The 21,855-nt window shown below is 66.3% G+C and carries 27 protein-coding genes; 11 read left to right on the forward strand and 16 right to left on the reverse strand.

Annotated elements, in window-relative coordinates; genetic code table 11:
* Positions 1-34 precede the first annotated feature (34 nt).
* Complete coding sequence (locus AC1DRE_RS21660) at positions 35-784, forward strand: ABC transporter permease (protein WP_476986558.1); 750 nt, start codon at positions 35-37, stop codon at positions 782-784.
* 105 nt (positions 785-889) lie between these two features.
* Here AC1DRE_RS21660 and AC1DRE_RS21665 read toward each other — a convergent pair whose 3' ends face one another.
* The 4 genes from AC1DRE_RS21665 to AC1DRE_RS21680 form a co-directional block, all read right to left on the reverse strand.
* Entirely contained in the window at positions 890-2,155 is a 1,266-nt protein-coding gene (locus tag AC1DRE_RS21665) for a GntP family permease (RefSeq protein WP_476986559.1), read from the reverse strand.
* A 144-nt stretch (positions 2,156-2,299) separates the two neighbouring features.
* Positions 2,300-2,935, reverse strand: coding sequence for a bifunctional 4-hydroxy-2-oxoglutarate aldolase/2-dehydro-3-deoxy-phosphogluconate aldolase (locus AC1DRE_RS21670; protein WP_476986560.1), 636 nt, complete (start codon positions 2,933-2,935; stop codon positions 2,300-2,302).
* On the reverse strand, positions 2,925-4,586 hold the full coding sequence (locus AC1DRE_RS21675; RefSeq protein ID WP_476986561.1) for an N-acyl-D-amino-acid deacylase family protein: 1,662 nt from the start codon (positions 4,584-4,586) through the stop codon (positions 2,925-2,927). Before AC1DRE_RS21675 ends, AC1DRE_RS21670 begins: the two co-directional genes overlap by 11 nt.
* 10 nt (positions 4,587-4,596) lie before the next feature.
* Positions 4,597-5,946, reverse strand: coding sequence for a type III PLP-dependent enzyme domain-containing protein (locus tag AC1DRE_RS21680; RefSeq protein ID WP_476986562.1), 1,350 nt, complete (start codon positions 5,944-5,946; stop codon positions 4,597-4,599).
* Between the two features lie 249 nt (positions 5,947-6,195).
* Here AC1DRE_RS21680 and AC1DRE_RS21685 point away from each other — a divergent pair, with 249 nt between their 5' ends.
* The 3 genes from AC1DRE_RS21685 to AC1DRE_RS21695 are packed head-to-tail and all read left to right on the forward strand — an operon-like array spanning position 6,196 to position 8,370.
* On the forward strand, positions 6,196-7,203 hold the full coding sequence (locus AC1DRE_RS21685) for a sugar kinase (RefSeq protein ID WP_476986563.1): 1,008 nt from the start codon (positions 6,196-6,198) through the stop codon (positions 7,201-7,203).
* Positions 7,204-7,207: 4 nt separating this feature from the next.
* The gene (locus tag AC1DRE_RS21690) at positions 7,208-7,969 is read left to right on the forward strand and encodes an IclR family transcriptional regulator (protein ID WP_476986564.1); all 762 of its coding nucleotides are present in this window, start codon (positions 7,208-7,210) and stop codon (positions 7,967-7,969) included.
* On the forward strand, positions 7,966-8,370 hold the full coding sequence (locus AC1DRE_RS21695) for a RidA family protein (RefSeq protein WP_476986565.1): 405 nt from the start codon (positions 7,966-7,968) through the stop codon (positions 8,368-8,370). The genes AC1DRE_RS21690 and AC1DRE_RS21695 overlap by 4 nt, the downstream gene beginning before the upstream one ends.
* Here the strand turns inward: AC1DRE_RS21695 and AC1DRE_RS21700 are convergent.
* Complete coding sequence (locus AC1DRE_RS21700) at positions 8,367-8,918, reverse strand: rhodanese-like domain-containing protein (protein WP_476986566.1); 552 nt, start codon at positions 8,916-8,918, stop codon at positions 8,367-8,369. The genes AC1DRE_RS21695 and AC1DRE_RS21700 overlap by 4 nt on opposite strands.
* Before the next feature lie 135 nt (positions 8,919-9,053).
* Between AC1DRE_RS21700 and AC1DRE_RS21705 the strand changes: the two genes are divergently transcribed.
* Entirely contained in the window at positions 9,054-9,626 is a 573-nt protein-coding gene (locus AC1DRE_RS21705) for an MOSC domain-containing protein (protein ID WP_476986567.1), read from the forward strand.
* A gap of 70 nt (positions 9,627-9,696) precedes the next feature.
* Here the strand turns inward: AC1DRE_RS21705 and AC1DRE_RS21710 are convergent, their stop codons facing one another.
* The 4 genes from AC1DRE_RS21710 to AC1DRE_RS21725 all read right to left on the reverse strand — a co-directional run bounded on the left by AC1DRE_RS21710 (position 9,697) and on the right by AC1DRE_RS21725 (position 13,076).
* Positions 9,697-9,960, reverse strand: coding sequence for a hypothetical protein (locus AC1DRE_RS21710; protein WP_476986568.1), 264 nt, complete (start codon positions 9,958-9,960; stop codon positions 9,697-9,699).
* Positions 9,957-10,760: a putative hydro-lyase gene (locus AC1DRE_RS21715; RefSeq protein ID WP_476986569.1), complete on the reverse strand. Its 804-nt coding sequence runs from the start codon at positions 10,758-10,760 to the stop codon at positions 9,957-9,959. Before AC1DRE_RS21715 ends, AC1DRE_RS21710 begins: the two co-directional genes overlap by 4 nt.
* A complete protein-coding gene (locus AC1DRE_RS21720) occupies positions 10,757-12,130 on the reverse strand; it encodes an MFS transporter (protein WP_476986570.1) in 1,374 nt (457 codons plus the stop codon). Before AC1DRE_RS21720 ends, AC1DRE_RS21715 begins: the two co-directional genes overlap by 4 nt.
* A 268-nt stretch (positions 12,131-12,398) precedes the next feature.
* A complete protein-coding gene (locus AC1DRE_RS21725) occupies positions 12,399-13,076 on the reverse strand; it encodes a GntR family transcriptional regulator (RefSeq protein ID WP_476986591.1) in 678 nt (225 codons plus the stop codon).
* A 340-nt stretch (positions 13,077-13,416) separates the two neighbouring features.
* Here AC1DRE_RS21725 and AC1DRE_RS21730 point away from each other — a divergent pair, with 340 nt between their 5' ends.
* The 4 genes from AC1DRE_RS21730 to AC1DRE_RS21745 all read left to right on the forward strand — a co-directional run bounded on the left by AC1DRE_RS21730 (position 13,417) and on the right by AC1DRE_RS21745 (position 14,922).
* A complete protein-coding gene (locus AC1DRE_RS21730; protein WP_476986571.1) occupies positions 13,417-13,650 on the forward strand; it encodes a hypothetical protein in 234 nt (77 codons plus the stop codon).
* A 132-nt stretch (positions 13,651-13,782) separates the two neighbouring features.
* Positions 13,783-14,181, forward strand: a complete 399-nt coding sequence (locus tag AC1DRE_RS21735; RefSeq protein WP_476986572.1) for a GNAT family N-acetyltransferase — start codon at positions 13,783-13,785, stop codon at positions 14,179-14,181.
* A gap of 148 nt (positions 14,182-14,329) precedes the next feature.
* Positions 14,330-14,503, forward strand: a complete 174-nt coding sequence (locus AC1DRE_RS21740) for a CsbD family protein (RefSeq protein WP_476986573.1) — start codon at positions 14,330-14,332, stop codon at positions 14,501-14,503.
* 158 nt (positions 14,504-14,661) lie between these two features.
* Positions 14,662-14,922, forward strand: coding sequence for a hypothetical protein (locus AC1DRE_RS21745; RefSeq protein ID WP_476986574.1), 261 nt, complete (start codon positions 14,662-14,664; stop codon positions 14,920-14,922).
* A 29-nt stretch (positions 14,923-14,951) separates the two neighbouring features.
* Here AC1DRE_RS21745 and AC1DRE_RS21750 read toward each other — a convergent pair whose 3' ends face one another.
* On the reverse strand, positions 14,952-15,251 hold the full coding sequence (locus AC1DRE_RS21750) for a DUF6221 family protein (protein ID WP_476986575.1): 300 nt from the start codon (positions 15,249-15,251) through the stop codon (positions 14,952-14,954).
* Between the two features lie 364 nt (positions 15,252-15,615).
* Here AC1DRE_RS21750 and AC1DRE_RS21755 point away from each other — a divergent pair, with 364 nt between their 5' ends.
* Positions 15,616-16,050 (forward strand): hypothetical protein, encoded by a 435-nt coding sequence (locus AC1DRE_RS21755; RefSeq protein WP_476986576.1) that lies wholly within the window; start codon positions 15,616-15,618, stop codon positions 16,048-16,050.
* A 29-nt stretch (positions 16,051-16,079) separates the two neighbouring features.
* Positions 16,080-16,472 carry a VOC family protein gene (locus AC1DRE_RS21760; RefSeq protein ID WP_476986577.1) on the forward strand — a complete coding sequence of 131 codons (393 nt, stop codon included), beginning with the start codon at positions 16,080-16,082 and terminating at the stop codon, positions 16,470-16,472.
* Positions 16,473-16,494: 22 nt separating this feature from the next.
* Here AC1DRE_RS21760 and AC1DRE_RS21765 read toward each other — a convergent pair whose 3' ends face one another.
* From AC1DRE_RS21765 to AC1DRE_RS21790, 6 genes are all read right to left on the reverse strand, one after another.
* Positions 16,495-17,280 (reverse strand): alpha/beta fold hydrolase, encoded by a 786-nt coding sequence (locus AC1DRE_RS21765; RefSeq protein WP_476986578.1) that lies wholly within the window; start codon positions 17,278-17,280, stop codon positions 16,495-16,497.
* 60 nt (positions 17,281-17,340) lie between these two features.
* Positions 17,341-18,057, reverse strand: a complete 717-nt coding sequence (locus tag AC1DRE_RS21770) for a GOLPH3/VPS74 family protein (protein WP_476986579.1) — start codon at positions 18,055-18,057, stop codon at positions 17,341-17,343.
* Between the two features lie 42 nt (positions 18,058-18,099).
* Positions 18,100-18,738, reverse strand: a complete 639-nt coding sequence (locus AC1DRE_RS21775) for a GOLPH3/VPS74 family protein (protein ID WP_476986580.1) — start codon at positions 18,736-18,738, stop codon at positions 18,100-18,102.
* Between the two features lie 131 nt (positions 18,739-18,869).
* Entirely contained in the window at positions 18,870-19,139 is a 270-nt protein-coding gene (locus AC1DRE_RS21780; RefSeq protein WP_476986592.1) for a DUF3846 domain-containing protein, read from the reverse strand.
* A 414-nt stretch (positions 19,140-19,553) separates the two neighbouring features.
* Positions 19,554-20,471 (reverse strand): NAD(P)-dependent oxidoreductase, encoded by a 918-nt coding sequence (locus AC1DRE_RS21785; RefSeq protein WP_476986581.1) that lies wholly within the window; start codon positions 20,469-20,471, stop codon positions 19,554-19,556.
* Positions 20,472-20,658: 187 nt separating this feature from the next.
* The gene (locus tag AC1DRE_RS21790) at positions 20,659-21,687 is read right to left on the reverse strand and encodes a substrate-binding domain-containing protein (RefSeq protein WP_476986582.1); all 1,029 of its coding nucleotides are present in this window, start codon (positions 21,685-21,687) and stop codon (positions 20,659-20,661) included.
* Between the last annotated feature and the right edge of the window lie 168 nt (positions 21,688-21,855).

Raw genomic sequence — 21,855 nt, forward strand, 5'->3', positions numbered from 1 at the left:
GTCCGTTATCGCTGCCCGCCGCTAGGCTGGCAGCATGACCGAGTTGGGCGCGTTCATTCCTACCCTGCTCTGCGTCGCCCTTCTCCTGGCCCTGACGGTGACGGTCCTCCGGGGGTTCAAGGCGCCGCACAGTTCCGCACCGGCCCTGGCAATCCTGCGCGGAGCGGCACAGCTTGCCGTGATCAGCTTTGTTCTGAGCGGCGTCATCACCAGCCCCGTCTTCGTTGCGGCCGCGCTGCTGACCATGTTCACGGTGGCGGCAGCAACTGCCGCGCGGCGGATCGGTTGGAGCTGGAGGCGCCTCGGACTCGTCAGCGCCTCCATGGCCGCCGGCATCGCAGCCACCCTGGCCATCATTTTCGTGACAGGAGCCATCCCGTTCACACCGCGTTATGCCCTGGCAATCGGCGGCATAGTCATCGGCAACGCGATGACCATCGCCACCCTGGCCGGCCTGCGGTTTGCGGAATCCGTGAACGACCGCTGGGAGGAGGTGGAGGGCTGGCTCGCCCTCGGGGCCACGCCGCGGCAGTCAACCCGGGAGCTGGCCCGCGCCGCCGTCTACTCGGCCCTGATTCCCAGCACCGACCAGACGAAGACGACAGGGCTGGTCACACTGCCGGGCGCCTTCGTGGGCGCCATCTTCGGAGGCATCTCACCGTTGGAGGCCGGGCGCTTCCAGATCATTGTCCTGGCTGCGATCATGTGCGCAGGCTCCATCACCGCCGTCATAACCATCGCCGCCCTGGCGCCCGTCCGCATCCGCCCCGACCGGCCGCACTGACTCCCCGAGCGCGAACTGGCAGGTAATGCCCGCAACCAAGGATTTGATGGCATTACCTGCCCGTTCGCGCGTCGGCTATGGGCCGCTTGCTGTCCCGCCCGGTCACTAGACGAACTGGTAGAGCAGTGCGGCCATGGCGAAGCCCACCACGGACAGCACGGTTTCCAGCACGGTCCAGGTCTTCAGGGTGTCCTTGACGGACATGTTGAAGTACTTGGAGATGATCCAGAAGCCGCCGTCGTTGACGTGGCTGGCAATGATGGAGCCGGACGAAATGGCCACCACGATCAGGGCAAGCTGCGGCTGGGAGAAGCCGGAGGCCAGGCTGGGTGCCAGGATGCCGCCCGTGGTCACGATCGCCACGGTGGCGGAGCCCTGGGCGATGCGCATGCCCGCGCTGATGACGAAGGCGGAGAGGATGATCGGCAGCCCGGCCTGGGCCAGCGAATCCGCAACGGCCTTGCCAACGCCCGTGGCGGACAGAACCGCGCCGAAGAATGCACCGGCGCCGACCACGAGCAGGATCATGCCCACCGGGCGCAGGGATGAGCCGGTGATTTCGCTGAGCTCGTCCGGCGTCATGCCGCGGCGGATGCCCAGGAGCCACATGGCCAGCAGCACAGCCACGGTCAGTGCGATCGCCGGGTTGCCGAAGAAGGTCAGGGCGTCACGCAGCGGGCCTGCGGGAGCGAAGATGTTTCCGAAGGTGCCACCGAGGATGAGCAGCATCGGCAGGCCGATGGCCAGCAGCACCAGCCCGATGGACGGTTCGTGGCCCTTGGCTTCCTCAGCTTCGGGGACGATCCGGTCCTCGGGAACATTGATCATAACGCGCTTGCCGATCCAGGTGCCCCACAGGATGCCGGAGGCGAACCAGGCCGGAATACCGCAGATCAGGCCCATGAGGATGATCCAGCCAAGGTCCACGTGGAACAGGCCGGCGGCGGCAACGGGGCCGGGGTGCGGCGGCAGGAAGGCGTGAGTCACGGACAGGCCCGCCAGCAAAGGAAGCGCGTACAGGGCGAGGGACTTGCCGCCGCGGATGGCCGCGACGTACACCAGCGGCGCCAGGACGAAGATGCCGATGTCGAAGAACACCGGGATGCCAAGTATGAAGCCGGTGATGCCCATGGCGAGCGGGGTGCCCTTCTCGCCGAAGATCTTCACGAGCCTGCCCAGCAGCACTTCCGCGCCGCCGGATCGCTCGAGGATGGCGCCGAGCACCGTGCCGAGGCCGATGATCACCGTGATGTGGCCGAGGATGCCGGCAAAGCCCTTTTCAATGAGGGCGTCGCTGCTCTTGGTGGCCGAGCCGACCAGCGCTTCCACCGAGATCCCGCCCACCAGGGCCACGAGTACGCCGGTTCCCACCAGGGCGATGAACGGTTCGAGCTTGACTTTTGATCAGGAACAGCAGGAGGGCGATGCCCGCGCCTGCCAGGAGGAGCAGGCCTGCGGTGTCGTGCCGCAGCCAGGTAAGGAATTCGTTCATGGGCGTTTCTTTCTGGGTAAGTCCTACTTGAGGGTGCCGGTGAAGGATGCGGCACGCGCCGCGATGTCTGCCCAGTCGCCGGCAGCCACTGCTGCCGGCGGGACCACGCTGGTGCCGCAGCAGACTGCGGCGGCGCCGGCGTCGAGGTAGCTCCTGGCATTGGAGGCGTCGATGCCGCCGGACGGGAGCAGCCGGATCCCCGGGTAGGGGCCCTGCAGGTCCTTCAGGTACACCGGGCCGAGCTGCCGGGCCGGGAAAATCTTGACGGCAGCGGAGCCCAGGTCCAGGGCCTGCGCCACCTCGGTGGGGGTCATGGCACCCAGGCTGAAGGGGATGCCGGCGTCGGCGGCCACTTTGGCCACCTCCGGGCGGAGCCCGGGCGTCACCAGGAACTGCGCCCCGGCGTCGATCGCTGCCCGTGCCTGGTCCGCCGTCATCACCGTGCCGATTCCGACGGCGGCGCCGTGCTCCGCGGCCGTGTCCGCAGCGCGCCGGACGTGGGTCAGCACATCCGGCGTGGTGAAGGTCAGTTCGACGGTGCGGATGCCGCCGTCGGCCAGTGCCCGGCAGAGGTCCGCAGCGTCCGGGATGGACGCGGCGCGGACGACGGCGAGGGTGCGGTCGGCTTCAAGCTGCCGGACGAATTCTTCAGGAGTCATGGGTGGGTTGCTTTCCTTCTCGGGTGAGTCCGTCGCTGCTGCGACGCAGGGCACGGCCGGCGCGGACGCCGGTCGGCTGGCCGCCGTCGATGGCTGCCGCGCCGTTGACGAAGACATAGTGGATGCCGGCAGCGGCCCGGCGCGGGTGCTCAAATGTGGCTTCGTCCCGGACGGTTTCCGGATCGAAGAGGACCACGTCGGCTGCGAAGCCCTCGCGGACCAGGCCGCGGCGGTCAAGCTTGAGCCGTGCCGCTGGGCGGCCGCTCAGGTGGTGCACGGTTTCTTCGAGGCTGAGCAGGCCGAGGTCCCGGGAGTAGTGGCCGAGGTAGCGCGGGAATGTGCCCCAGGCCCGCGGGTGCGGCTTGGCTCCGACCAGGAGTCCGTCGCTGCCGCCGGTGTGCGTGCGGTGCTTCATGATGGCCTGGACGTTTTCCTCGTGGCCAACGTGCTGCAGGATGCCGGTGCCAAGCCGGTCCTCGGTGAGGATGCGCGCAAAGACGTCGAAGGGCTCTGCACCCGTTTCAGCGGCGATGCCCGCGATCGTCTTGCCCACATGCCCGGCCAGCGCCGGGTTCTGGACGCCGCTGATCTCCAGGGTGTCCCATTCGGCCACCACCCCGTGGCAGCCGTCGGAACCGTAGATCTCCACGCTTTCGCGGATCTTCGCCCGGGTTTCCGGATCGGCGAGGCGCTCCAGGGTGGCCCCGGTGCCCCCGGACGAGGCCCAGCTGGGGAGGATGGCGGAAAGGGTGGTGGCTCCGGGAAGGTAGGGGTACGTGTCCAGGGTGATGTCCACGCCGTCGTCCAGGGCTGCGTCGATCAGGTCCAGCAGCTCGCCGGCGCGGCCCTTGTTCTCGGCGAAATTCATGGTGGCGTGGGACAGGTGCAGGGCACAGCCGGTATCCCGGCTCAGGCCGATCATTTCGGCGTAGGCGCCCAGCGCGCCCTTGCCGTACGAGCGGTGGTGCGGTGCGTAGAAGCCGCCCAGCTCCCCCACCGTCCGGCAGAGCCCGGCGAGTTCCTCGGTGCGGGCATACATTCCCGGCGTGTAGGTCAGCCCGGAGGACATTCCCACGGCGCCTTCCTCCATGGCGGTGCGGACCACGTCCTGCATCCGCTCCTGCTGCCCGGGCGTGGGGTCGCCTTCGGCGAAGCCCATCACCATGGCGCGGACGGTTCCCTGCGGGACGAGGTAGGCGGCGTTGGTGGCGATCCGGCCGCCGTCGCTGTCTTCGCGGTCCAGCCGGTCGAGGTACTCGCCCACTGTCCGCCAGTTCCAGTCGAAGTCCGCGGGGTTGTCGTTCCAGCCGGCAATCTTCTCGCGGACCCCGGCCAGGGTTGCGTCATCCACGGGCGCGTAGGACAGTCCGTCCTGGCCCAGCAGTTCCGTGGTGACGCCCTGGCTGAGCTTGGCGTAGTGGTCCTTGTTGACCAGCAGTTGAAGGTCCGAGTGGGCGTGCATGTCGATGAAGCCGGGGCTCAGGACCAGGCCTGTGGCGTCGATCGTGCGGCCGGCGCCGGTTCCGGCTGCGGTGAGGGTTCCGGCGTCGGCGACGGCGGCAATGACCGGGCCGTCCAGCAGGACGTCCGCCGGGCGGCGGTCCGCTCCGGTTCCGTCCACCAGGACGGCGTTGCTGATGAGGGTCTTCATGGCATGTGTCCTAGAAGAAGGTGTGGATGAGGTCGACGACGGTCCGGTCGCCGTCGGTGTCCGCCAGGACCGGGATGACGGTCCATTTGTCGAGCGCGGTGCACGGGTGGGACAGGCCCAGCCGGACCACGTCACCGGGCCGCACCGAGGTGGTTCCGGCGTCGAACGTCATGAAGCAGTGCTGGTCGTTGACGGCGGTGATTTCGGCGCCGGCGAGCGGTTCCATGGGGCCGCCGAGGGCGGGTCCGATGAGCTGGGGGCGCGGCAGTCCTTCGTCGACGGGGAGGTCCCGTTTGCCGGCGTCAAGGATGGCCAGGCCCGGCTCAGGCTGGGACACAACCCGCGCCCAGCCGTGCATTCCGGCGCGGAAGGGTTCGCCTCCGTCGCGGGAAAACGGCGAGATGCCGCGGTAGAAGCCGTCGTCGTGGATGATGTAGGCGCCGCTGCGGATCATGAGTTCCACGCGGGGGCTGTCCGCCGGGCCGGCGGGCCCGGTGCTGGCCGTGATGCAAGGCGAAAGGACGGAGACGACGTCGTCGAAGTAGGCGCTGCCGCCGGCGGTGAGGATGACGGCGTCGGACCCGTACAGGCCGCCGTCGAGCAGTTCCTCATGGAGCTGGCGCATGCGGCCGAGGTAGCCGCGGACGGCGGCGAGGCTGTCCTGGTCCGCGGTGTGGGCCAGCGATCCTTCGTAGCCGCTGACGCCCACCAGCCGCAGGTGCGGCGACGCCGAGACGGCCCGGGCCACGTCCAGGGCGGCGTCCACGCCGCGGGCACCTGTCCGGCCGCCGGTTCCGCCAAGCTCCACGAGGACATCCAGGACAGCCCCGCTTCCGGCGGCCGCCAGGGTGCGGCCGATGACCTCCACGGTGTCCACGGAGTCCACCCAGGACAGGATGGGGGCGTCTGCAGTGGCGGTGTTGGCCACCCACTCGATGGCGTGCGGGTCCGTGAGGCTGTTGGCGAGCTGCAGGCGGCGGACGCCGAACTCGCGGGCCACCCGGAGCTGGGCGAAGTTGGCGAGCGTGATGCCCCAGGCTCCGCGGTTGAGCTGTTCGGTCCACAGCTGGGGTGCCATGGTGGTTTTTCCGTGCGGGGCCAGCAGCACGCCGTGCTCCCTGCACCACGAGGCGAGCCGGTCCGCGTTGCCGCCCAGGGCCCGGGCATCGAGCGTAAGCAGCGGGGTCTGCAGGTCAGCCAGGTTGTGGCCCGCCGCGACGAACCCGGCGTGGGTTGTCCCGTTGGCGGTGGCGGGCACGGCCTTGTGCCGCCAGTCGAGCCGGACGTCTTCGAGGGCGGCCACGGCGGCCGCCGAAATGGCCTCAGCCGTTGCTTCGGCGCCGTACGCGGAAGTATTCACGGGTTCATTCCCTTCACGGTGCGCTGCGTTGTTGGAGCTGCGTTGTGGGTCTCGGCGATGGGTACACCACCGGTGCGTTGCGTATTTTGCAACGCTGGTTGCAAAGCTGCTGGTGATATGTCTAACATGGTGCAGGATTGAGAGTCAAGGCCGCGGCGTGCCCGCAGAGCCGGTTTATCCGCCGCGGAACCCTCCGTACCGCGGCGTCCGAGTGCCGCTGAAAAGCGCAAGAGGGAGTGCGGGAGTTACATGCTGTCAGCTGTGTGTGTTGGCGAGACGATGGCCATGCTTACCCCGGTACAGGCCGTACCGCTGCACCAGGCCACCGAGCTCCACTGCGGGATCGGTGGGGCCGAGTCGAACGTTGCCATGGGGCTCGCGGCCATGGGCCTGGACTCGCACTGGGTGGGACGTGTCGGCCGGGACGGTTTCGGCACGCGCATCCTCAACGAGCTCAGCGGGCACGGCGTGGGAGTGGCCGGCGTCGAAGTTGACCCCGCCCTGCCCACCGGCCTCTACATCAAGGTCCCCGCCCAGGAGTCAGACCCCGACGGCGGCAGCTCGGTCCTGTATTACCGGCAAGGCAGCGCGGCGTCGGCCATGGGACGCGGAACGCTGGCGAATCCGGTGGTCGCCGGCCTGCTGGAAAGCGCGGCCCTGATCCACCTCAGCGGAATCACTGCCGCCCTCTCACCGGAGTGCCTGGAACTCATCGAGGCCGTCCTGACCGCCCCACGGAACGGACGGACCATCAGCTTCGACGTCAACTGGCGGGCCGCCCTCTGGTCCGGCCGGGACCGCTCGGTGCTTCGACGGATGGCCAACCTGGCCGACGTCGTCCTCGTTGGCAAGGACGAAGCCGAGCATGCGTTCGGCACCACGGACGAGGCCGAACTCCGCAGGCTCCTCCCGGACCCTGACGTCCTGGTGATCAAGAACGAGGCGATCAGCGCGATTGCGCTGAACCGGAACGGCAGCCGCGACGAGGTCCCGGCACTGTCCGTGGACGTCGTCGAACCGGTAGGCGCCGGGGATTCCTTCGCGGCGGGCTACCTGAGCGGCATGCTCTTCGGCCTGGACCAGAAGGCAAGCCTCCGCAGGGGCCACGTGGCGGCGGCCTGCACGCTCACCGTCCACGGCGACCGCGGTCCGCTCCCCGAGGCCGCGCAGCTGGCCGCAATCCTTGCGTCGACCGACGCCGAGTGGGCCGCCATCCGCGTTGCCGACGGTCACTTCAACACCAGAACCGGAGCGTGACACCTTGAGCCAGAGCCTGATGCGGGCCATCGACCTGCTCGCTGAACTCGCCGCCAAGCCTGCCACCTTGGACGAGCTCGCTGCCAAGGCGTCCGTGCACAAAACCACAGTGATGCGCCTGCTGCACGCCTTGGAAGAAAAGCGTTTTGTGGTCCGGGACGAGAACCAGCGCTTCATGCTTGGCTCCAAACTGTTCGAACTGTCTTCGCTCGCGCTGGAGCAGCGGGACATCCGCAAGGTGGCCCACCCGCATCTGGCCGAACTGAACGGCCGCACCGGGCACACCGTGCACCTCGCGGCCTTCGAAGGCAACGAGGTGGTGTACATCGACAAGTTCGAATCGCATCACCCTGTCCGCATGTATTCGCGCATCGGCCTGACTGCATCGCTGCACTCGGCCGCTGTGGCGAAAGTCCTCCTCGCCGACATGCCGCGCAGCCGGCAGGAAAAGATCGCCGCGGGGCTGGACTACGTCAAAGTTACCGACAACACCCTGACCTCGCCGGAAGCCCTGCTGGCCGAACTGGAGCAGGTCGGGATCCAGGGCTGGGCCCACGACAATGCCGAGCACGAAGCGTTCGTGCACTGCATCGCGACCCCCATTCGCGACGCCAGCGGCGCCGTTGTTGCCGCAGCCTCTTGTTCGGTACCGGTGGTGATGCTCAGCTATGAAGGATTGCTGGAGCTGCTGCCCGACCTCAAAGCCAGCACCGAGGCCATCTCGAAGGACCTCGGCTGGATCAGCCACGAAAGGAACTCAGCATGAGTGAAAAGACCGTAGTACTGACCGAAAACGCTCCCGCCCCGGCGCACGTATTCTCCCAGGGCATCCGGAAGGGCGGCTTCTTCCAGGTCTCCGGCCAGGGCCCCATGGACCCCGCCACCAACCAGTACATCGGCGAGGGCGACGTCCGCGTCCAGACCCGCCGCACCCTGGAAAACGTCAAGGCCATCCTGGAAGCCGGCGGCTCCTCCGTGGAGGACGTGCTGATGTTCCGCGTCTACCTCACCACCCGCGACGACTTCGCCGCCATGAACGAGGTCTACGGCGAGTTCATCAAGGAGAACGTCCCCAGTGGAGCCCTTCCCAGCCGCACCACCGTGTTCGTTGACCTCCCCCACGAGGTCATGCTCGTGGAGATCGACGCCCTGGCTGTGACGGCCTAGCACCAGCGGTTAAAGTTCGACGGCGGCACTCGGGTGAGTGCCGCCGTCGTGCGTTTTCCGGGTGTTGCGGTCTGGCCGCATCCGGCAGATCCCGGCGCGTAACCTGGCGGGTTACAGCGTGTGCGCCGTGACCAGCACGTCGGGCTTCCCGGAGTGACGCCGTCGGCCGTCTCCACCGGCAGGCCGTTCCGTGCCCAGTACTCGATTCCGCCGATCATTTCCCGCACGGGATAGCCCAGCTCAGCGAACGCCAGGGCCGCGAAGGTGCTGCCGTTGCAGCCCGGCCCCCAGGAATAGACCACCACGCCTGTGCCGGCGGGGATCAGTTCCGGGGCGCGGGACGGGATGTCGGCGGTGGGCAGGTGCACGGCCCCGGGGATATGGCCGTGGTCCCAGGACGCCCGCCGCCTGGTGTCGACCAGCACGAATTCCGCGGCCGCGAGGTTCTCGGCCACGTCCATGACATCGATCTCGAAGCTGAGCTTGGCGCGGAAGTACGCCGCCGCGGCATTGTGTACGGCGGCGTTGTCGGTGCGTTCAGTAGTCATCCGTGTCCCTATCCGGTGTGTGTGCCCTGTTCCTGGCCAGGAACCCATCGTAGTCCCGGTGTTCGGTCCGCCCTTGGGCAACGCTTCGGGCCTTCCCGGTGCGCTGGCCCCCGCGATGGGGGATAGTTTTGAGGCATGACGGCAAGTTACCGGTACGACGTTGAGATACTTCATCTGCTCGTGTCTCCGGCGCACGCCTATTTTGGCCGCGCACGCGAGGGAGCGGCCGCGGTCCCCACCACGGACGCCGAGCACGTCGAACTGGTGGCCGGCAAAGGCATTGTGGGCGACCGGTTCTTCGGCAAGGCCGCGCACATGGATGCAGCGGTCACGCTGATCGCGGTCGAGGCCCTCGAAGCGATCGCAGCGGAGCTCGGGACCGGCCCCTTTGACCCGCTGCTGACGCGGCGCAACGTGGTGCTCCGGGGTGCCCATCTGGCGCCGCTGCTTGGCGGGGAGTTCGCCCTGGAATCGCAGGGGGACCTCGTGCGGCTCCGGGCCGGCAGGCCGGCCCACCCCTGCGCCTGGATGGATGAGATGCTGGCCCCGGGCGCCCATAAAGCGATGCGCGGGCGGGGCGGCGTGCGCTGCCAACCGCTCTCGAACGGCATCCTGCACCGCGGGCCAGCCGTGCTGATCAGCCCGGTGCCACTCGACCCCGAAAGTGCGGGCACGCCCACCCTACTGCGTCCATCGCGGCTGCCCTGACACTCCTCAACACGTCAGTAAGCGGACGACGGCGGGAAGTCCCGCCGTCGTCCGCTCGCCGTTTACTGTCCTACAGTCTGTGACGCTCCGGAGCTGCCCACCGGGCGCCTCCGGAATCGGCTTTGCTCGCCGGTTGGCCCGCGTACGTCCAGACGCATGGCCGGCCGGCATCGCTTGGGAAGAGCTGGCCCTCGTACAGCGAGATGCTCGCTCCCGCCGGGCTCTGCCAGACTCCGGTCAGTTCGCAGTGGGTGCCGGTGGCCTGCCGCCGCGGCGCCGAAAGGTTGATGATCCTGCGTGCCCGTTTCTCGGCAACGGGAAGTCTCTTCTTCATGATGACGCTCCTGTCCGTTCCCGGTAGGCGCTTTCGGGAACATCAGTGATGAACATGTAGCCGGGGGCGTGGCTGATGGCGAAGGCGGGCCTGGAGGCCATCACCGCGCTCTGCGGTGTCACCCCGCAGGCCCAGAAAACCGGCACTTCCCCCGGCCGGATCTCCACCGCATCGCCGAAGTCGGGGCGGTTGATGTCGGCAATGCCCAGGTCCCCGGGCGATCCGACGTGAACCGGGCTGCCGTGGACTTTCGGCACTTCCGATGTCACCCTGATGGCCGTATCGACCAGCCCGGGCGGCATCGGGCGCATGGAAACCACCATCGGGCCGTGGATCCGACCCGCAGGGGTGCACTCGACGTTCGTGCGGTACATCGGCACGTTCCTGCCGGTTTCGGTATGCCGCAGCGGGACGCCGGCGCTTGCAAGCGCGGCCTCGAAGGTGAAGCTGCAGCCGATGAGGACGGCCGTCATGTCGTCACGCCAGACCGATGAGACGTCCGTGACTTCGTCGGCAAGTTCACCGTCCACCCACACCCGGTAGGCGGGGATGTCCGTGCGGATGTCCGATCCAGCGGCGAGGGCGCTCCCGTACTTTCCCGCCGGGATGATGTCGATGACGGGGCAGGCTTTGGGATTGAGCCGGCAGAATTCGATGAATTCGTCGGCGTAGTCGGCCGTCACTGCTATCAGGTTCGCCTGGGTGTAGCCGTCGCTCCATCCGGAGGTGGGGGTGACCAGGCCGTTGCGGAACTTCAGGCGCGCATCGGAGGGTGCCAGGAGTGCGTTGGCCGGATTCATCGGGTCCCGCTCTCAACAACTTCCGTGGCCGGCTCGGTTGAAGACTGCAGGTACTCCTCGTCCTCGGCAACGTTGGAGTCGCGGCCCAGGGCCAGGCCCACGAGGGTCAGGAGGCAGGCGACGCTGAGGTAGATGGCCACCGGGACCCAGCTGTCATAGGTGCTCAGCAGGAGGGTGAACATGAACGGAGCGATGGCGCCGCCAATGATTCCGGCGAACGTGTAGGCCAGTGAGCTGCCGGTGGAGCGGAGACGCGGCGAGAACTGCTCGACGACGAACGCTGCCTGGGGTCCGTACATAAACGAGTGGCAGAGCAGGCCCAGCACGATGCCCACGATCAGCATGACCGGGGACCGTCCTTCGAGGAGGATGAAGAACAGGTAGGCCCAGACGGCGGCGCCAACTGCGGCGATGGCGTAGACCAGGCGGCGGTTGATGCGGTCGGAGATGGCGCCGGCGAGCGGCATGGTGAAGAGCTGGAGGGCTGACCCGATCAGGACGGCGACGAGAACCTGGCCGCGGTCGAAGCCGAGCTCCTGGATGCCGTAGGTGAGCGTGAAGACTGTGCACATGGCGTAGAGAACGTCCGGGCCAATGCGGCTGAGCATGGCGGCGATGAGGGGCCGGCGCTGGGTGGCCAGCACTTCGCGGATGGGGGCCTTGGGCTTGTCGCCCCGGGCTTCCATGGCCTTAAAGATGGGGGTGTCTTCGAGCTTGAGCCGGATCCAGAGGCCGAAGGCCACCAGCAGCGCGGAGATCAGGAAGGCGATGCGCCAGCCGAAGCTCAGGAAGTCTTCTTCGGACAGGGTCAGGGTGAGGACGGCGAGTGCACCGTTGGCCATCAGGTTGCCGGCGGGCGGGCCGATCTGTGCGGCGGAGGCCCAGAATCCGCGCTTGTTCGGGTCGCCGAATTCGCTGGAGAGCAGGACCGCGCCGCCCCATTCGCCGCCGACGCCAACACCTTGGGCGAAGCGGAGGAAGACGAGGATGGCGGGGGCGATGACGCCGATGTTGTCATACGTGGGCAGCAGGCCGATCAGGAACGTGGCGACGCCGATCAGCATCAGCGTGATGACCAGGATCTTCTTGCGGCCGATCTCGTCCCCGAGCCGGCCGAAGATGATGCCGCCGACGGGCCGGGAAATGTAACCGACGGCGTAGGTGGAGAAGGCCAGCAGGGTGCCCGTGACAGGGTCCGAGGCCGGGAAGAAGACGAGCGGGAAAACGATCGCAGCCGCGGCGGAGTAGACGGCGAAGTCGTAGAACTCCAGCGCGGTTCCGGTCAGGCTGGCCGCGAATGCCTTGTACATGCCCTTGCGCCCTACGAAGGGTTTCGGGTCAGCGGGGGCCATTACTGATGGAGTGGCCATTTGTACCTCCATGAAGAGTGGATGTCATCCGGGTGGGGGCGGATGGTGTTTGTGCGCCTTTTCTGTCCGGGGCTGCAGCGTTGCAGGTCGGGCATTCGGGCGCTTGTGCGGCTACCGTGATGGGCTGCGGAAGTCGGGACTGCGAGCAATTGTTGGATTGTTGAACAATCCGAACTTGTTGAACAATTTACGCGACGCAGATCACACCGTCAAGGGGTCAAGGGTGATTCAGTCGTCGCGGCAGTTGCCGGATTTGGGGCGGGAAGCGCTACTTCGAGGCTTCGGGCCGGGATGCGTGGACCGCCGTCTGGTGCTGTTCGGAGCGGGCAAGGTAGTCGGTCAGGCGGTCAGCCGCCAGCTCCGTGTCCCCGGCTTCGAGGGCCTTGCAGATCTGTTCATTGTCCGCCAGCCAGTCCTGGTAGAACCCGCCGTCAACAGCGGCCTTGTGGAAGAACAGCCGCATCTCGGCAAGCACCTGCGACATGATGGTGTTCAGCCGTTCGCTGTCCGCCATGGCCACCAGGGCGCCGTGGAAGTGCTGGTTGGCGCTGCCAAGGCGTTCGCTGTCCCCTGCGGCGGCTGCACTCTTGCCTTCCTCGACGGCCGCCCTTACCAGGGCGATGCTCTCGGGACTGCCCCCGCCGCGGACAGCACTCACCTCGATGGCGCGCCTGACGGTGTAGACGTCATGGATGTCCTTGGCGCCCAGGCTGGCAACGAAGACGCCGCGGTTGGGCTCGCGGACAACCAGGCGCTCGCTCGCGAGTTCGGCGAACGCCTCGCGGACAGTGTTGCGGGAGACCCCGAGCTCGTCGGAAAGGGCCTCTTCCTTGAGCTTCGTTCCCGGCGGCAGCGCGCCCTCTGCGATCTGAAGGCGCAGCTCCGCAGCCACCCTGGCCGCCACCGACGGCACCGCGACCCGCAGCCTGGACGCCCCGCCCGGCATTCCAGGGCCGTTCTGCGCGCCGCCCGGGAGTTCGCGGAAGGAGGGAGTTTCGGCGTTCGGATTCAGGGTGGCCATACCCTGAATCTACCCCGGGCATTCAACAATCCCTTTGTTGAATTGTTCAGCTGCGGCATGAACGACGACGACGGGACCTCCCGCCGTCGTCCGCCTTGCTTGTGGTGCCGCTCCCCTACAGTGCCGGGTGGTCAGGGATGAATGCTTCCTGGGCCAGCCGGGTGAAATCGGCGACGAGAACCGAAGGGTCGTCCTTCCAGGACGCAAGGAAGACGGAAATCGGAATCTAGGGTTATCCGCAGTTTTGAGCATTGGAGTGGTCCTCGTGCCTGAACGTCCACATCACGTGTCTGTGCCGTTCAAGCAGGCCGAGTCCACGCTCACGCTCGAGCCCGACGGCGGCGGGACGTTGGTCATCTTCGACTACCGATACGTACCCCGGGGTGGCCTCATTGGCCGATGCACCGGCCCTTTGATCGACAGGATGCCGACGGCGGCCTTCACCGACATGCTGGCCGCCACCGAGGAGGCCGCCTCGCGAACGGGTTGCGGGCGCTGAACCTCTCCAGGACTGGACCGATGCGCTATAGCTAGGCGCCCGGAGCTTTGCTGATGGGAACATCCAGCAGGGTTCGCCCTGGGATGGCTCTGGCAGCCCTGGTGAGGGGTCGTGTCTGCAATGCTGTTCAGCATGACGACTGCTTGGGAATGGCGCGGAGCGCTTACGAACGAAGAAATCAATCAGCTGCATGCTGAAGGCTTCGGTCACGCGTACGTTGAAGACGACTGGATTGACCGGCTCTCCCGCTTCAGCCTGGGGTGGGTCACAGCCCGCGACGATCAAGGGCTGGCGGGCTTTGTCAACGTGATCTGGGACGGCGACGCGCACGCCTACATCGAAGACACGTTGGTGGCACACAGGGCGCGCCGGCAGGGCGTCGGCAAAAGACTCCTCGCCGTTGCCACGGAGCAGGCCCGGGAGGCGGGCTGCGAATGGATCCACGTCGACTTCGACGATCACCTGAAGAGTTTCTACGTCGACGCGTGCGGGTTCCGGCCCACCAATGCTGGTCTGATCCAGCTTCGCTAAGCGCGCCGGACGGGGCTCCGCCTGACGGGCACCTAGCTTCTGAAATTCATACCATCAGCATGCTTAGCATCTGGCCTCATACGGGTTTACGATGAACTAGTGAGCCGCAGGCGGATCGCCGGCGGCACCAACCGGAGGGAGTATCACCGTGGGTCTGGATGACAAGATTCAAAATGCTGCCGAGAAGCTCGGCGGTAAGGGCAAGGAAGCTGCCGGAGAGGCCAAGGATGATCCGGGCCTGAAAGCCGAAGGTCAGGCCGACCAAACCAAAGCGGACCTGAAGCAGGCCGGCGAGAAGGTCAAGGACGCCTTCAAGGAATAAGCCGGCAGCAAAGGAAGGGTGCCACCCGAACGCGGGTTGCACCCTTCCACTGCACAGGCCGATTGGCCCTAGTTCGACAGACAGCGCGGTGGTAAAAATGCCTTATCCCGGTCAGCACACAGACAAGGCCGACGGTTAAAGACGATTAAGAGGACGACATGGGAAGCCCATTGGATCCGACGAACGTCACCGGGTATGCCCTCCTCTATGTGGCGGCCATTGCCGTAATCGTCCTACTGTTGCTGCCGATCCTGATCACGTTTTTCCTGCTCCTGCTTGCGGCCGGGGCAATTCAGGCTCTGGTCTTCCTCGTGAAAGTCGCTGCGGCCGCCTTGATCCGGGGCGTCGTCGGGCTCTTCAGAAATCCGGGCGGCCCGCGCAGGCCCGGGAGCCACCACGGCGGGCTGGTGCCGCATTGACGTGCAGTTGGTCATGGAGACGGTGAGGCCTAGCCGGAGACCGACCAGCCTTCCTGGTACTCCGGATGCCAGCTGTACACCGAGGCCAGGCACATCAGCACGTAATCACTGGTCCCGCCCATCTGCGACGGTATGTCGGTGACCAGCGGCACGTTCTCCAGAATCTTCCGCTTGGCGGCGCACTCGGCCAGCACCCGGGCCGCCGTGAACGGCAAGATCTGGAGGCGGGTCCCGATCGCCTGATGGCCCGGCCCGACCTCCACCAGTTCCTCCGCGGCTGCCTCGTCCTCGGCTATCCGAGCTTCCAGGAATGCGATGATGTCGGCCATGCCCCCATTCTTCAATGCGCGCACAATTTCCAGGAAACCGGTCCGTCTGCCGATACGGTCCAGCGGACGACGGCGGGACCTCCCGCCGTCGTCCGCCTGCGTCGGGCGCCTGCTTGCTTTGACTGCAGTTGCGGCCCGGAAAATCACCATCCGTTCGCCATCCGGCCCGCCTTGGAAAGGGCTATTGTCACACTGGCAGGTAGTGGAATATTCTTCGGCCAACCGGACTTTCGGCCGCATCAGGCGGCGCCCGGAACGGCGCTGCCGTCAGGGGCTACGCCCCGTACATATAGGACGCCCAGTCACCGCACTGGCCGACAATGCGGAACACAGGACGCCACGCTTCCATTCAAGGGAGAACCTGATGTTAGGCACCAGAAGCTGCCTCGCCGCCGCTCTTGCCGCCATGCTCGTGACCACAGCCAGCCCCGCGCAAGCGGCCCCCGCCACGCTCGTGAGCGCCGGGCCGGGAATCCTCGTCGCCGACGGCGCCGCGGTGGATGTTCCCGTCACCTTCGTGTGCGACACCGACCCGGCCCTGATCATCGCAATACCCGTGGTCCAAGTCACCCAAAGGGTCAGCGACGGACGGATCGCCGGCGGCGGCGGAAACGATCAGCTCAGCTGCACCAAACAGGCACAAACAGTCACCATTCGGGTGGTTCCAAACATGATGGCGTTCAACGAAGGCGCCGCCGCGGCTTCGGTCTACCTGCAGACCTGCAGTGCGCAATTCCAGTGCACCACGGTCATCAACAACACCGAAATAACACTCGCCAAACCAGCCGTCGTCGGGTGACCAATCGAGCTCGAAAAGAGGATCTGGAAATGCCCAACGACCCTACGGAAATGGTCAGCGTCCGGTACATGGTGGACGACGTCGAGGCGGCCATCGACTTCTACACAAAGCACCTCGGATTCACCCTCAGGATGAGCGCCGCACCGGCGTTCGCTGATGTCGCACGCGGCCAGCTGCGGCTTCTGCTGAGCGGGCCAACCAGCTCGGCGGGCCGGCCTATGCCGGACGGCACGGTGCCGTCCCCGGGAGGATGGAACCGCATCCACCTCATCGTGGGCGATATCGCGGCCGAGGTGGACCGGCTGCGTGCCGCCGGCGTCACGTTCCGGAACACCATTGTCACCGGTCCGGGCGGCCAGCAGATCCTGTTGGAAGATCCGGCCGGCAACGTGGTCGAGCTGTTCCAGCCCGCTCCTTCCTAACGAAGCCTGGCGGGTAGCGCGCCTACTCGTCGAGGAACCGCAGCAGGAACGGGACCGTGGCGTGCATCGTCCGGAGGTCCCCGCCGCTGGCGGCCTGCTCGCCGAGGTAGTCACCGTGGCCGCCGGGAACGATGAGCAATCGGGCGCCGGGGATGAGGCCCGCCATCCGCGCGGCATACCCGGCGGTGACAACGTCCCGGTCGGCGCTCACCACGAGCGTTGGCGCCGTGATGGTGCCCAGCTCGTCGTCGGACCATCCGGGGAAGTCAAGGATGCGCTGCCTGTCCAGCTCGAAGAGCCGCTCCAGATGGCCGGGTTCAGGGTTGAGGAGACGGTCGGCGTCCTTGTAGGTGTCCGGCATGTCAGCCAGGGTGGCCTTCGCCATGCCGTCCCAGAACTCGTCCGGCACGGCATCGCGGCTCACAAAGGTGGAGGCCGCAACGAGGCGCCGGACAATGGAGGGGCGCCCGAGTGCCAGCGCGACGGCGGTATGGCCGCCGGCGCTGAATCCCAGCACATCCACGGTTTCCACGTTGAGCTGGTCCAGAACAGCGAGGATATCGCCGGCGGAGTTCTCGGCTGTAAGGGGGCGGCCGATCGGCTGGGTGCGGCCATGGCCCTCCTCTTCAACGGCAATCACCTGGCGATGTTCGGCCAGCAGCGGGATGAGTTCGGCGAAGTTGGTGCCGATGGTGGAGCCGCCGCCGGGGATCAGCAGCAGCGGCGGCTGGCCGGGCACCTCCCGGCCGTGGACCTCGTAGTACATGCGAAGGCCGTTGTTGTCCGCGAAGCCGTGGGTGAAAGTCACACGGCATCCTAACCCCGGGCGCTTCCGACGAAAAGGGACTCAGCCCTGTTCCCTTGCCCTTCAGGTGGTTGCGGCGTCTGCCAGTCCCAGTCTGATCAGGCGCAGTTCGTCCTCCACGGCACGGGAAGGCCAGTGGTTCTTCACTAGCCCGCGCGCCCGGTTCTGGTCTGCTTCCGGGAAAAGCCTGCCGAGCAGCCCGGCCGCCTGGAGCAGCGCGATCAGTGCTGTGGTTCTGGCATCGGGCGGTGCGGCACCTGCCGGTGGGGCGTCCGACTGTTGGGCACCTGCCGGCTCCGCGTCTAAAGGCTTGGCACCTGCCGGCCTGAGGCCGAGTGCGGTTTGGATCGTTTGAAGTAGCGCCGCTTCCGGAGCGTGGTCCTCCTCCGGGTAGCGCGTGGACTTGAACAGACCAAGGTGTTTTTCGCCGAGATGCTCCACGATGCCCAGCGACGCCATCCCTTCGTACACGCGGTGCACTTCGCCGCGGCCCTCCAGCATGGAGACCCACCGCTTGGGAGTGTGGGGCCGTGATTTTTCCCGGATGAGTTCCAGCTCGTGCTGGAAGTCCGATTCGGGGGCTTCTCCGATGGCCCGGACATGCTTACCCCGCGCCGCGATGGCGCCGAGCAGGTCCAGCTCAGCCAGGATTGCCCCTGCCACCGTGGTCCTCAGGACGTACGCCGGCAGTTCGGGTTCGCCGTCCTTGTCGTTGGTTGCCAGCAGGAGGAAAGCCTGGGGAAGGCTTAGGTCCTCGGCCTTCGGTATCGCAGCGTTCATAGTTTCATGGTGGACCCGTTGGGCAGCGGCCACAACGGGCGCTTAGGTGGCGGCTTCAGCCTCCGCCAGCCTGATCATGCGCAGTTCGTCCGTCACCGCACGGGACGGCCAGTGGTCCTTCACCAGTTGCCTGACCCGGTTCTGGTCTGCCGCAGGGAAAAGCCTGTCGAGCAGGCCTGCGGCCTGAAGCAGGGCGATCAGTGCCGTGGTCCTGGAATCGGACAGCGAACCGCCGAGCGCGGCTTGGATCTTCTGCAGGATGGCCGCTTCCGGGGCGTGGTCCTTCTCCGGATACCGCGTGGTCCCGAACAGACCGAGGTGTTTTTCGCCGACGTGCTCCAAGATGCCCAGCGACACCATCCCCTCGTAGACACGGTGCAGTTCGGCGCGGCTCTCCAGCATTGAGACCCACCGCTTGGGAGTGTGGGGCCGCGACTTGTCCCGGATGAGGTCCAGCTGGTGCTGGAAGTCCGGTTGCGGGGCGTTGCCGGTAGCCCGGAGGTGCTTCCCCTGCAGTCCGATTGCACCGCGGAGGTGCAGCTCGGCCAGTATTGCCCCTGCCAGGGCGGCTTTGAGTACAACTACCGGCAGTTCAGCTTCGCCGTTCTTGTCGTTCGTCGCCAGGAGGAGGAGAGCTTGGGGAAGGCTCAGCTCCTCGGGCTTCGGTGTTTCAGCGTTCATACGATCATGGTGGCCCAGTTGGGCAGCCACCACAACTATCGGCATAACCGACAAAGGATAAATATCCACGCGGTCTTTTCACTCTGTGCGCAATTTGCATCGGGCTATTGATCCAAATTCAGGCAGCTGGTTTATGCGGCCGCAAGCCGTGAGTCGAAAAGCTGCTCGGCAAGGCGGATTAGATGACGGGGGGCGTCTAATTCCCCACCGCCTCTTCCATGGCCAAGGAAAACCGCCGTCCCATTGAAGGCGTCCTCGATATGGACGCCTGCTTCGCGGATGAGCACTTCGGCCCTGGCGTTCAGTGGCAGGCGGTTTCCCGCGTCATTCAGGTACGCATGCCAGTCCGCACCCGTGATGGATTCAATGTTTCCCGCAACCAGTTTCTGCAGTGCTGCCATGTCCGTGCTCACGGTTTCGATGCGCACCGGGTGGGTGAGGCGGGCCGGTACGATCAGGGCGTTGTAGGTAGTGTTCACGGCGACACGTCAGCGCTGGTTTTTGCGCGGCTTTACGAACTGAATTTCACTAGTTTCGTTTTTGGCCTTTTTGTCGGCCCTTTTTTCGAGAATAGACTTTCCCGTCTTTTTGGCGCTGATGGCCCTGGGCGATTTTCCTGACAATGGAATCACACCTTTCTGTGCTTTGTACTTACCCGATACCATACACAGTTATATTTTTTGTGCCAGTTTCCCGAAAAGCGCCACAAATCGGCGGCCGGCGGACGACGGCGGAACGTCCCGCCGTCGTCGTCCTGCGCTTTAGCGCATTCTTTGGCAGCGATGAATTGAGCTGCCGTCAGAACCGCACCGGTGTCAGCGGGAACTCTGCAGGGGTGTCTGCGAGCGACGCGCCAGGGTGCGGTGGATGCCCGTGTGGTCGAGGGCGCCGTCGCCGTGGGCCACCATGTCGTCGAACAACTCCGTCACGGTGCTGCTCAGCGGCAGTTCAAGGCCGTCTGCGGTAGCCGTATCCAGGATGAACCTGAGGTCTTTGAGCTGGTTCCGGGCGCTGCCGCCGCCGGCGAAGTCATTGCTGATCCACCGGTAACCTTTCTGCCGGAGGACGGCGGAATCGGCCAGCCCGCCTTGCAGCAGCTCCAGCATGACGGCCAGGTCGAGGCCCCCGCTGCCTGCGAGGAGCATGGCTTCGGAAACCGCGGCCACGGTGGCCGCGACAACGATCTGGTTGCAGACCTTGGCGAGTGCCCCCGAGCCGCTCGGGCCCATATACCGGACCGTGGTGCCCATGGCACCGAGCACGGGCTCCATGGATCGCGCCGTGTCTTCGTCGCCGCCCACCATGATGCTGAGGGTGCCGTTCTCCGCGCCGACGGTACCGCCGCTGACCGGCGCATCAAGGACTGTGACCCCGTGCTCGCGGAGCAAACGTTCCGCGAAGGCCGCAACGGCCACCGGCGAAACCGTCCCGTGAACCACCAGGATGGGACGGGTGATCCCCTTCGCCGCCCAGCCGGCCAGCAGACCGTCCTGGCCCGGCAGGAGCGATTCCACCTGGTCCAGATCGGGCAGGACCGTGAGAACGACGTCGGACGCGGCGTCGGCCGGTGATGTTGCGGCGCGCGCACCGAGGGCAACCAGGGGTTCCGCCTTCGCGGGCGTCCGGTTCCAGACGGTGAGGCCGCCGTCGAAGTCCAGAAGCCGGCGGGCCATGGGCCCGCCCATCGGGCCGAGTCCCAAAAGGGCGAGCGAGGCTCGCGTGGTTTCCGTCATTGTCAGGTCCTTTGGTTTGAGGCGGCTGCGCAGCGTTCTTCAAGCGATCAGGCGGCAGCCGGGTCCGTGTGAGTGGAACGAAAGTGGAACCGGTACACTTTTTGTACCACGAGGGCTGGCCGCGTGTAAATCACTGATCGCCAGTTGCGCCCTTGCGGCGGCAGCCAGCGGGAGCCCTCGGAGCTGATTAGGCGCGCGGCTTCGGCCGCGCGACGCTGGACCGCTCAACGAGTTCGGCGTCGACGCGAATGACCGTCGGCTTTCCGGAAGTCTTCCCGTTTGCGTTGGACAGGGCCAGCTGCACGGAATGCCGGGCCAGCAGATCAATAGGCTGGCGGACTATCGTCAGCGGTGGGGTCATGAGCTCGGTCCACGGCGAATCCTCAAACACGATCACCGATAGGTCATCCGGAATCGAAACCCCGGCATGGGCAAGCCGCCGGAGGACGGCCGTCACCTGGGCGGTGTTGGCGACCACGAGGGCAGTGGGCGGATCCTTCAGGTTAAGCAGGGCCGTCATGGCATCGCCGCCGGCAGCTCCGCGGAAGGCCGCAGAGCGGATGAGGAGGTCGTCCTGTTCCAGGCCGGCGGCCGCAAGGGCTTCGCGATAGCCGGCAATCCGGTCCCGCCCCGTTGTCGATGACGCGGGGCCCGAGATGATCGCGATGCGGCGATGCCCGTGTGCCGCCAACAGGGCCGTGGCCGACCGCGCCGACTCGGTGTTGTTGATGGTCACCACGTCGACAGCCGGCAACGAGGGGATCGAGCGGTCGACAAAGACCACATCCGTCCCGATGTCCTGGAGCTTTTTCCAGATCTCCAGGTTGTTCCCCGTGGGCGTGGCAATGATCCCGCTGACCCGGCGCTCAATGAGCGTGGACAAACGCTCCGATTCCAGCTGGTCGTCCTCCTGCGTGGTCATTAGAAGCACCTGGATCCCGCGCGAGTGCGCCTCCTGGACAACCTGGTCCGCCAGGCGGGCGAAGAAGGGATTGGAGACGTCGGCCAGGAGCAGGCCCAGGGTGGTGGGCGGCCCGTGCTTCAGCTCCCTGGCTGCTGTGCGCGGATGGTAACCAAGGGTCTGCATCACATCATTCACGCGGCCCCGGGTCGCCGCCGCGACCGGGCCCGAGCCCGGATTGAGCACCCGGGAGACGACGGCGACGGACACCCCCGCAGCCGCGGCAACATCGCGGATGGTCGGCTGCTTCTGCACGTGTACTCCTCAATCGGCTACTGCGGCTCCCCGGAACCTCCGGCAGGAACTTTTTCAGACTAGGGTATTGACCTCGCCGAGCAGGTATGACATAAAAGTGTAACCGGTTCCATTATGTTTACTTCGGAGCCGGTTGTCTACCGCAGCACCGCCCGGGATCAAGGCAGC

The sequence above is a fragment of the Arthrobacter sp. P4_H3 genome, from assembly GCF_056400885.1.

Bases quoted from the DNA above. Each gene is read 5' to 3' on its own strand.
- AC1DRE_RS21770 (WP_476986579.1), bottom strand. From the start codon at position 18,057: ATGAACGCTGCGATACCGAAGGCCGAGGACCTAAGCCTTCCCCAGGCT.
- AC1DRE_RS21780 (WP_476986592.1), bottom strand. From the start codon at position 19,139: ATGGCAGCACTGCAGAAACTGGTTGCGGGAAACATTGAATCCATCACG.
- AC1DRE_RS21720 (WP_476986570.1), bottom strand. From the start codon at position 12,130: ATGGCCACTCCATCAGTAATGGCCCCCGCTGACCCGAAACCCTTCGTA.
- AC1DRE_RS21745 (WP_476986574.1), top strand. From the start codon at position 14,662: ATGGGAAGCCCATTGGATCCGACGAACGTCACCGGGTATGCCCTCCTC.
- AC1DRE_RS21715 (WP_476986569.1), bottom strand. From the start codon at position 10,760: ATGAATCCGGCCAACGCACTCCTGGCACCCTCCGATGCGCGCCTGAAG.
- AC1DRE_RS21735 (WP_476986572.1), top strand. From the start codon at position 13,783: ATGACGACTGCTTGGGAATGGCGCGGAGCGCTTACGAACGAAGAAATC.
- AC1DRE_RS21725 (WP_476986591.1), bottom strand. From the start codon at position 13,076: ATGCCGGGCGGGGCGTCCAGGCTGCGGGTCGCGGTGCCGTCGGTGGCG.
- AC1DRE_RS21660 (WP_476986558.1), top strand. From the start codon at position 35: ATGACCGAGTTGGGCGCGTTCATTCCTACCCTGCTCTGCGTCGCCCTT.
- AC1DRE_RS21755 (WP_476986576.1), top strand. From the start codon at position 15,616: ATGTTAGGCACCAGAAGCTGCCTCGCCGCCGCTCTTGCCGCCATGCTC.
- AC1DRE_RS21705 (WP_476986567.1), top strand. From the start codon at position 9,054: ATGACGGCAAGTTACCGGTACGACGTTGAGATACTTCATCTGCTCGTG.
- AC1DRE_RS21750 (WP_476986575.1), bottom strand. From the start codon at position 15,251: ATGGCCGACATCATCGCATTCCTGGAAGCTCGGATAGCCGAGGACGAG.
- AC1DRE_RS21670 (WP_476986560.1), bottom strand. From the start codon at position 2,935: ATGACTCCTGAAGAATTCGTCCGGCAGCTTGAAGCCGACCGCACCCTC.
- AC1DRE_RS21675 (WP_476986561.1), bottom strand. From the start codon at position 4,586: ATGAAGACCCTCATCAGCAACGCCGTCCTGGTGGACGGAACCGGAGCG.
- AC1DRE_RS21710 (WP_476986568.1), bottom strand. From the start codon at position 9,960: ATGAAGAAGAGACTTCCCGTTGCCGAGAAACGGGCACGCAGGATCATC.
- AC1DRE_RS21775 (WP_476986580.1), bottom strand. From the start codon at position 18,738: ATGAACGCTGAAACACCGAAGCCCGAGGAGCTGAGCCTTCCCCAAGCT.
- AC1DRE_RS21695 (WP_476986565.1), top strand. From the start codon at position 7,966: ATGAGTGAAAAGACCGTAGTACTGACCGAAAACGCTCCCGCCCCGGCG.
- AC1DRE_RS21700 (WP_476986566.1), bottom strand. From the start codon at position 8,918: ATGACTACTGAACGCACCGACAACGCCGCCGTACACAATGCCGCGGCG.
- AC1DRE_RS21785 (WP_476986581.1), bottom strand. From the start codon at position 20,471: ATGACGGAAACCACGCGAGCCTCGCTCGCCCTTTTGGGACTCGGCCCG.
- AC1DRE_RS21685 (WP_476986563.1), top strand. From the start codon at position 6,196: ATGCTGTCAGCTGTGTGTGTTGGCGAGACGATGGCCATGCTTACCCCG.
- AC1DRE_RS21760 (WP_476986577.1), top strand. From the start codon at position 16,080: ATGCCCAACGACCCTACGGAAATGGTCAGCGTCCGGTACATGGTGGAC.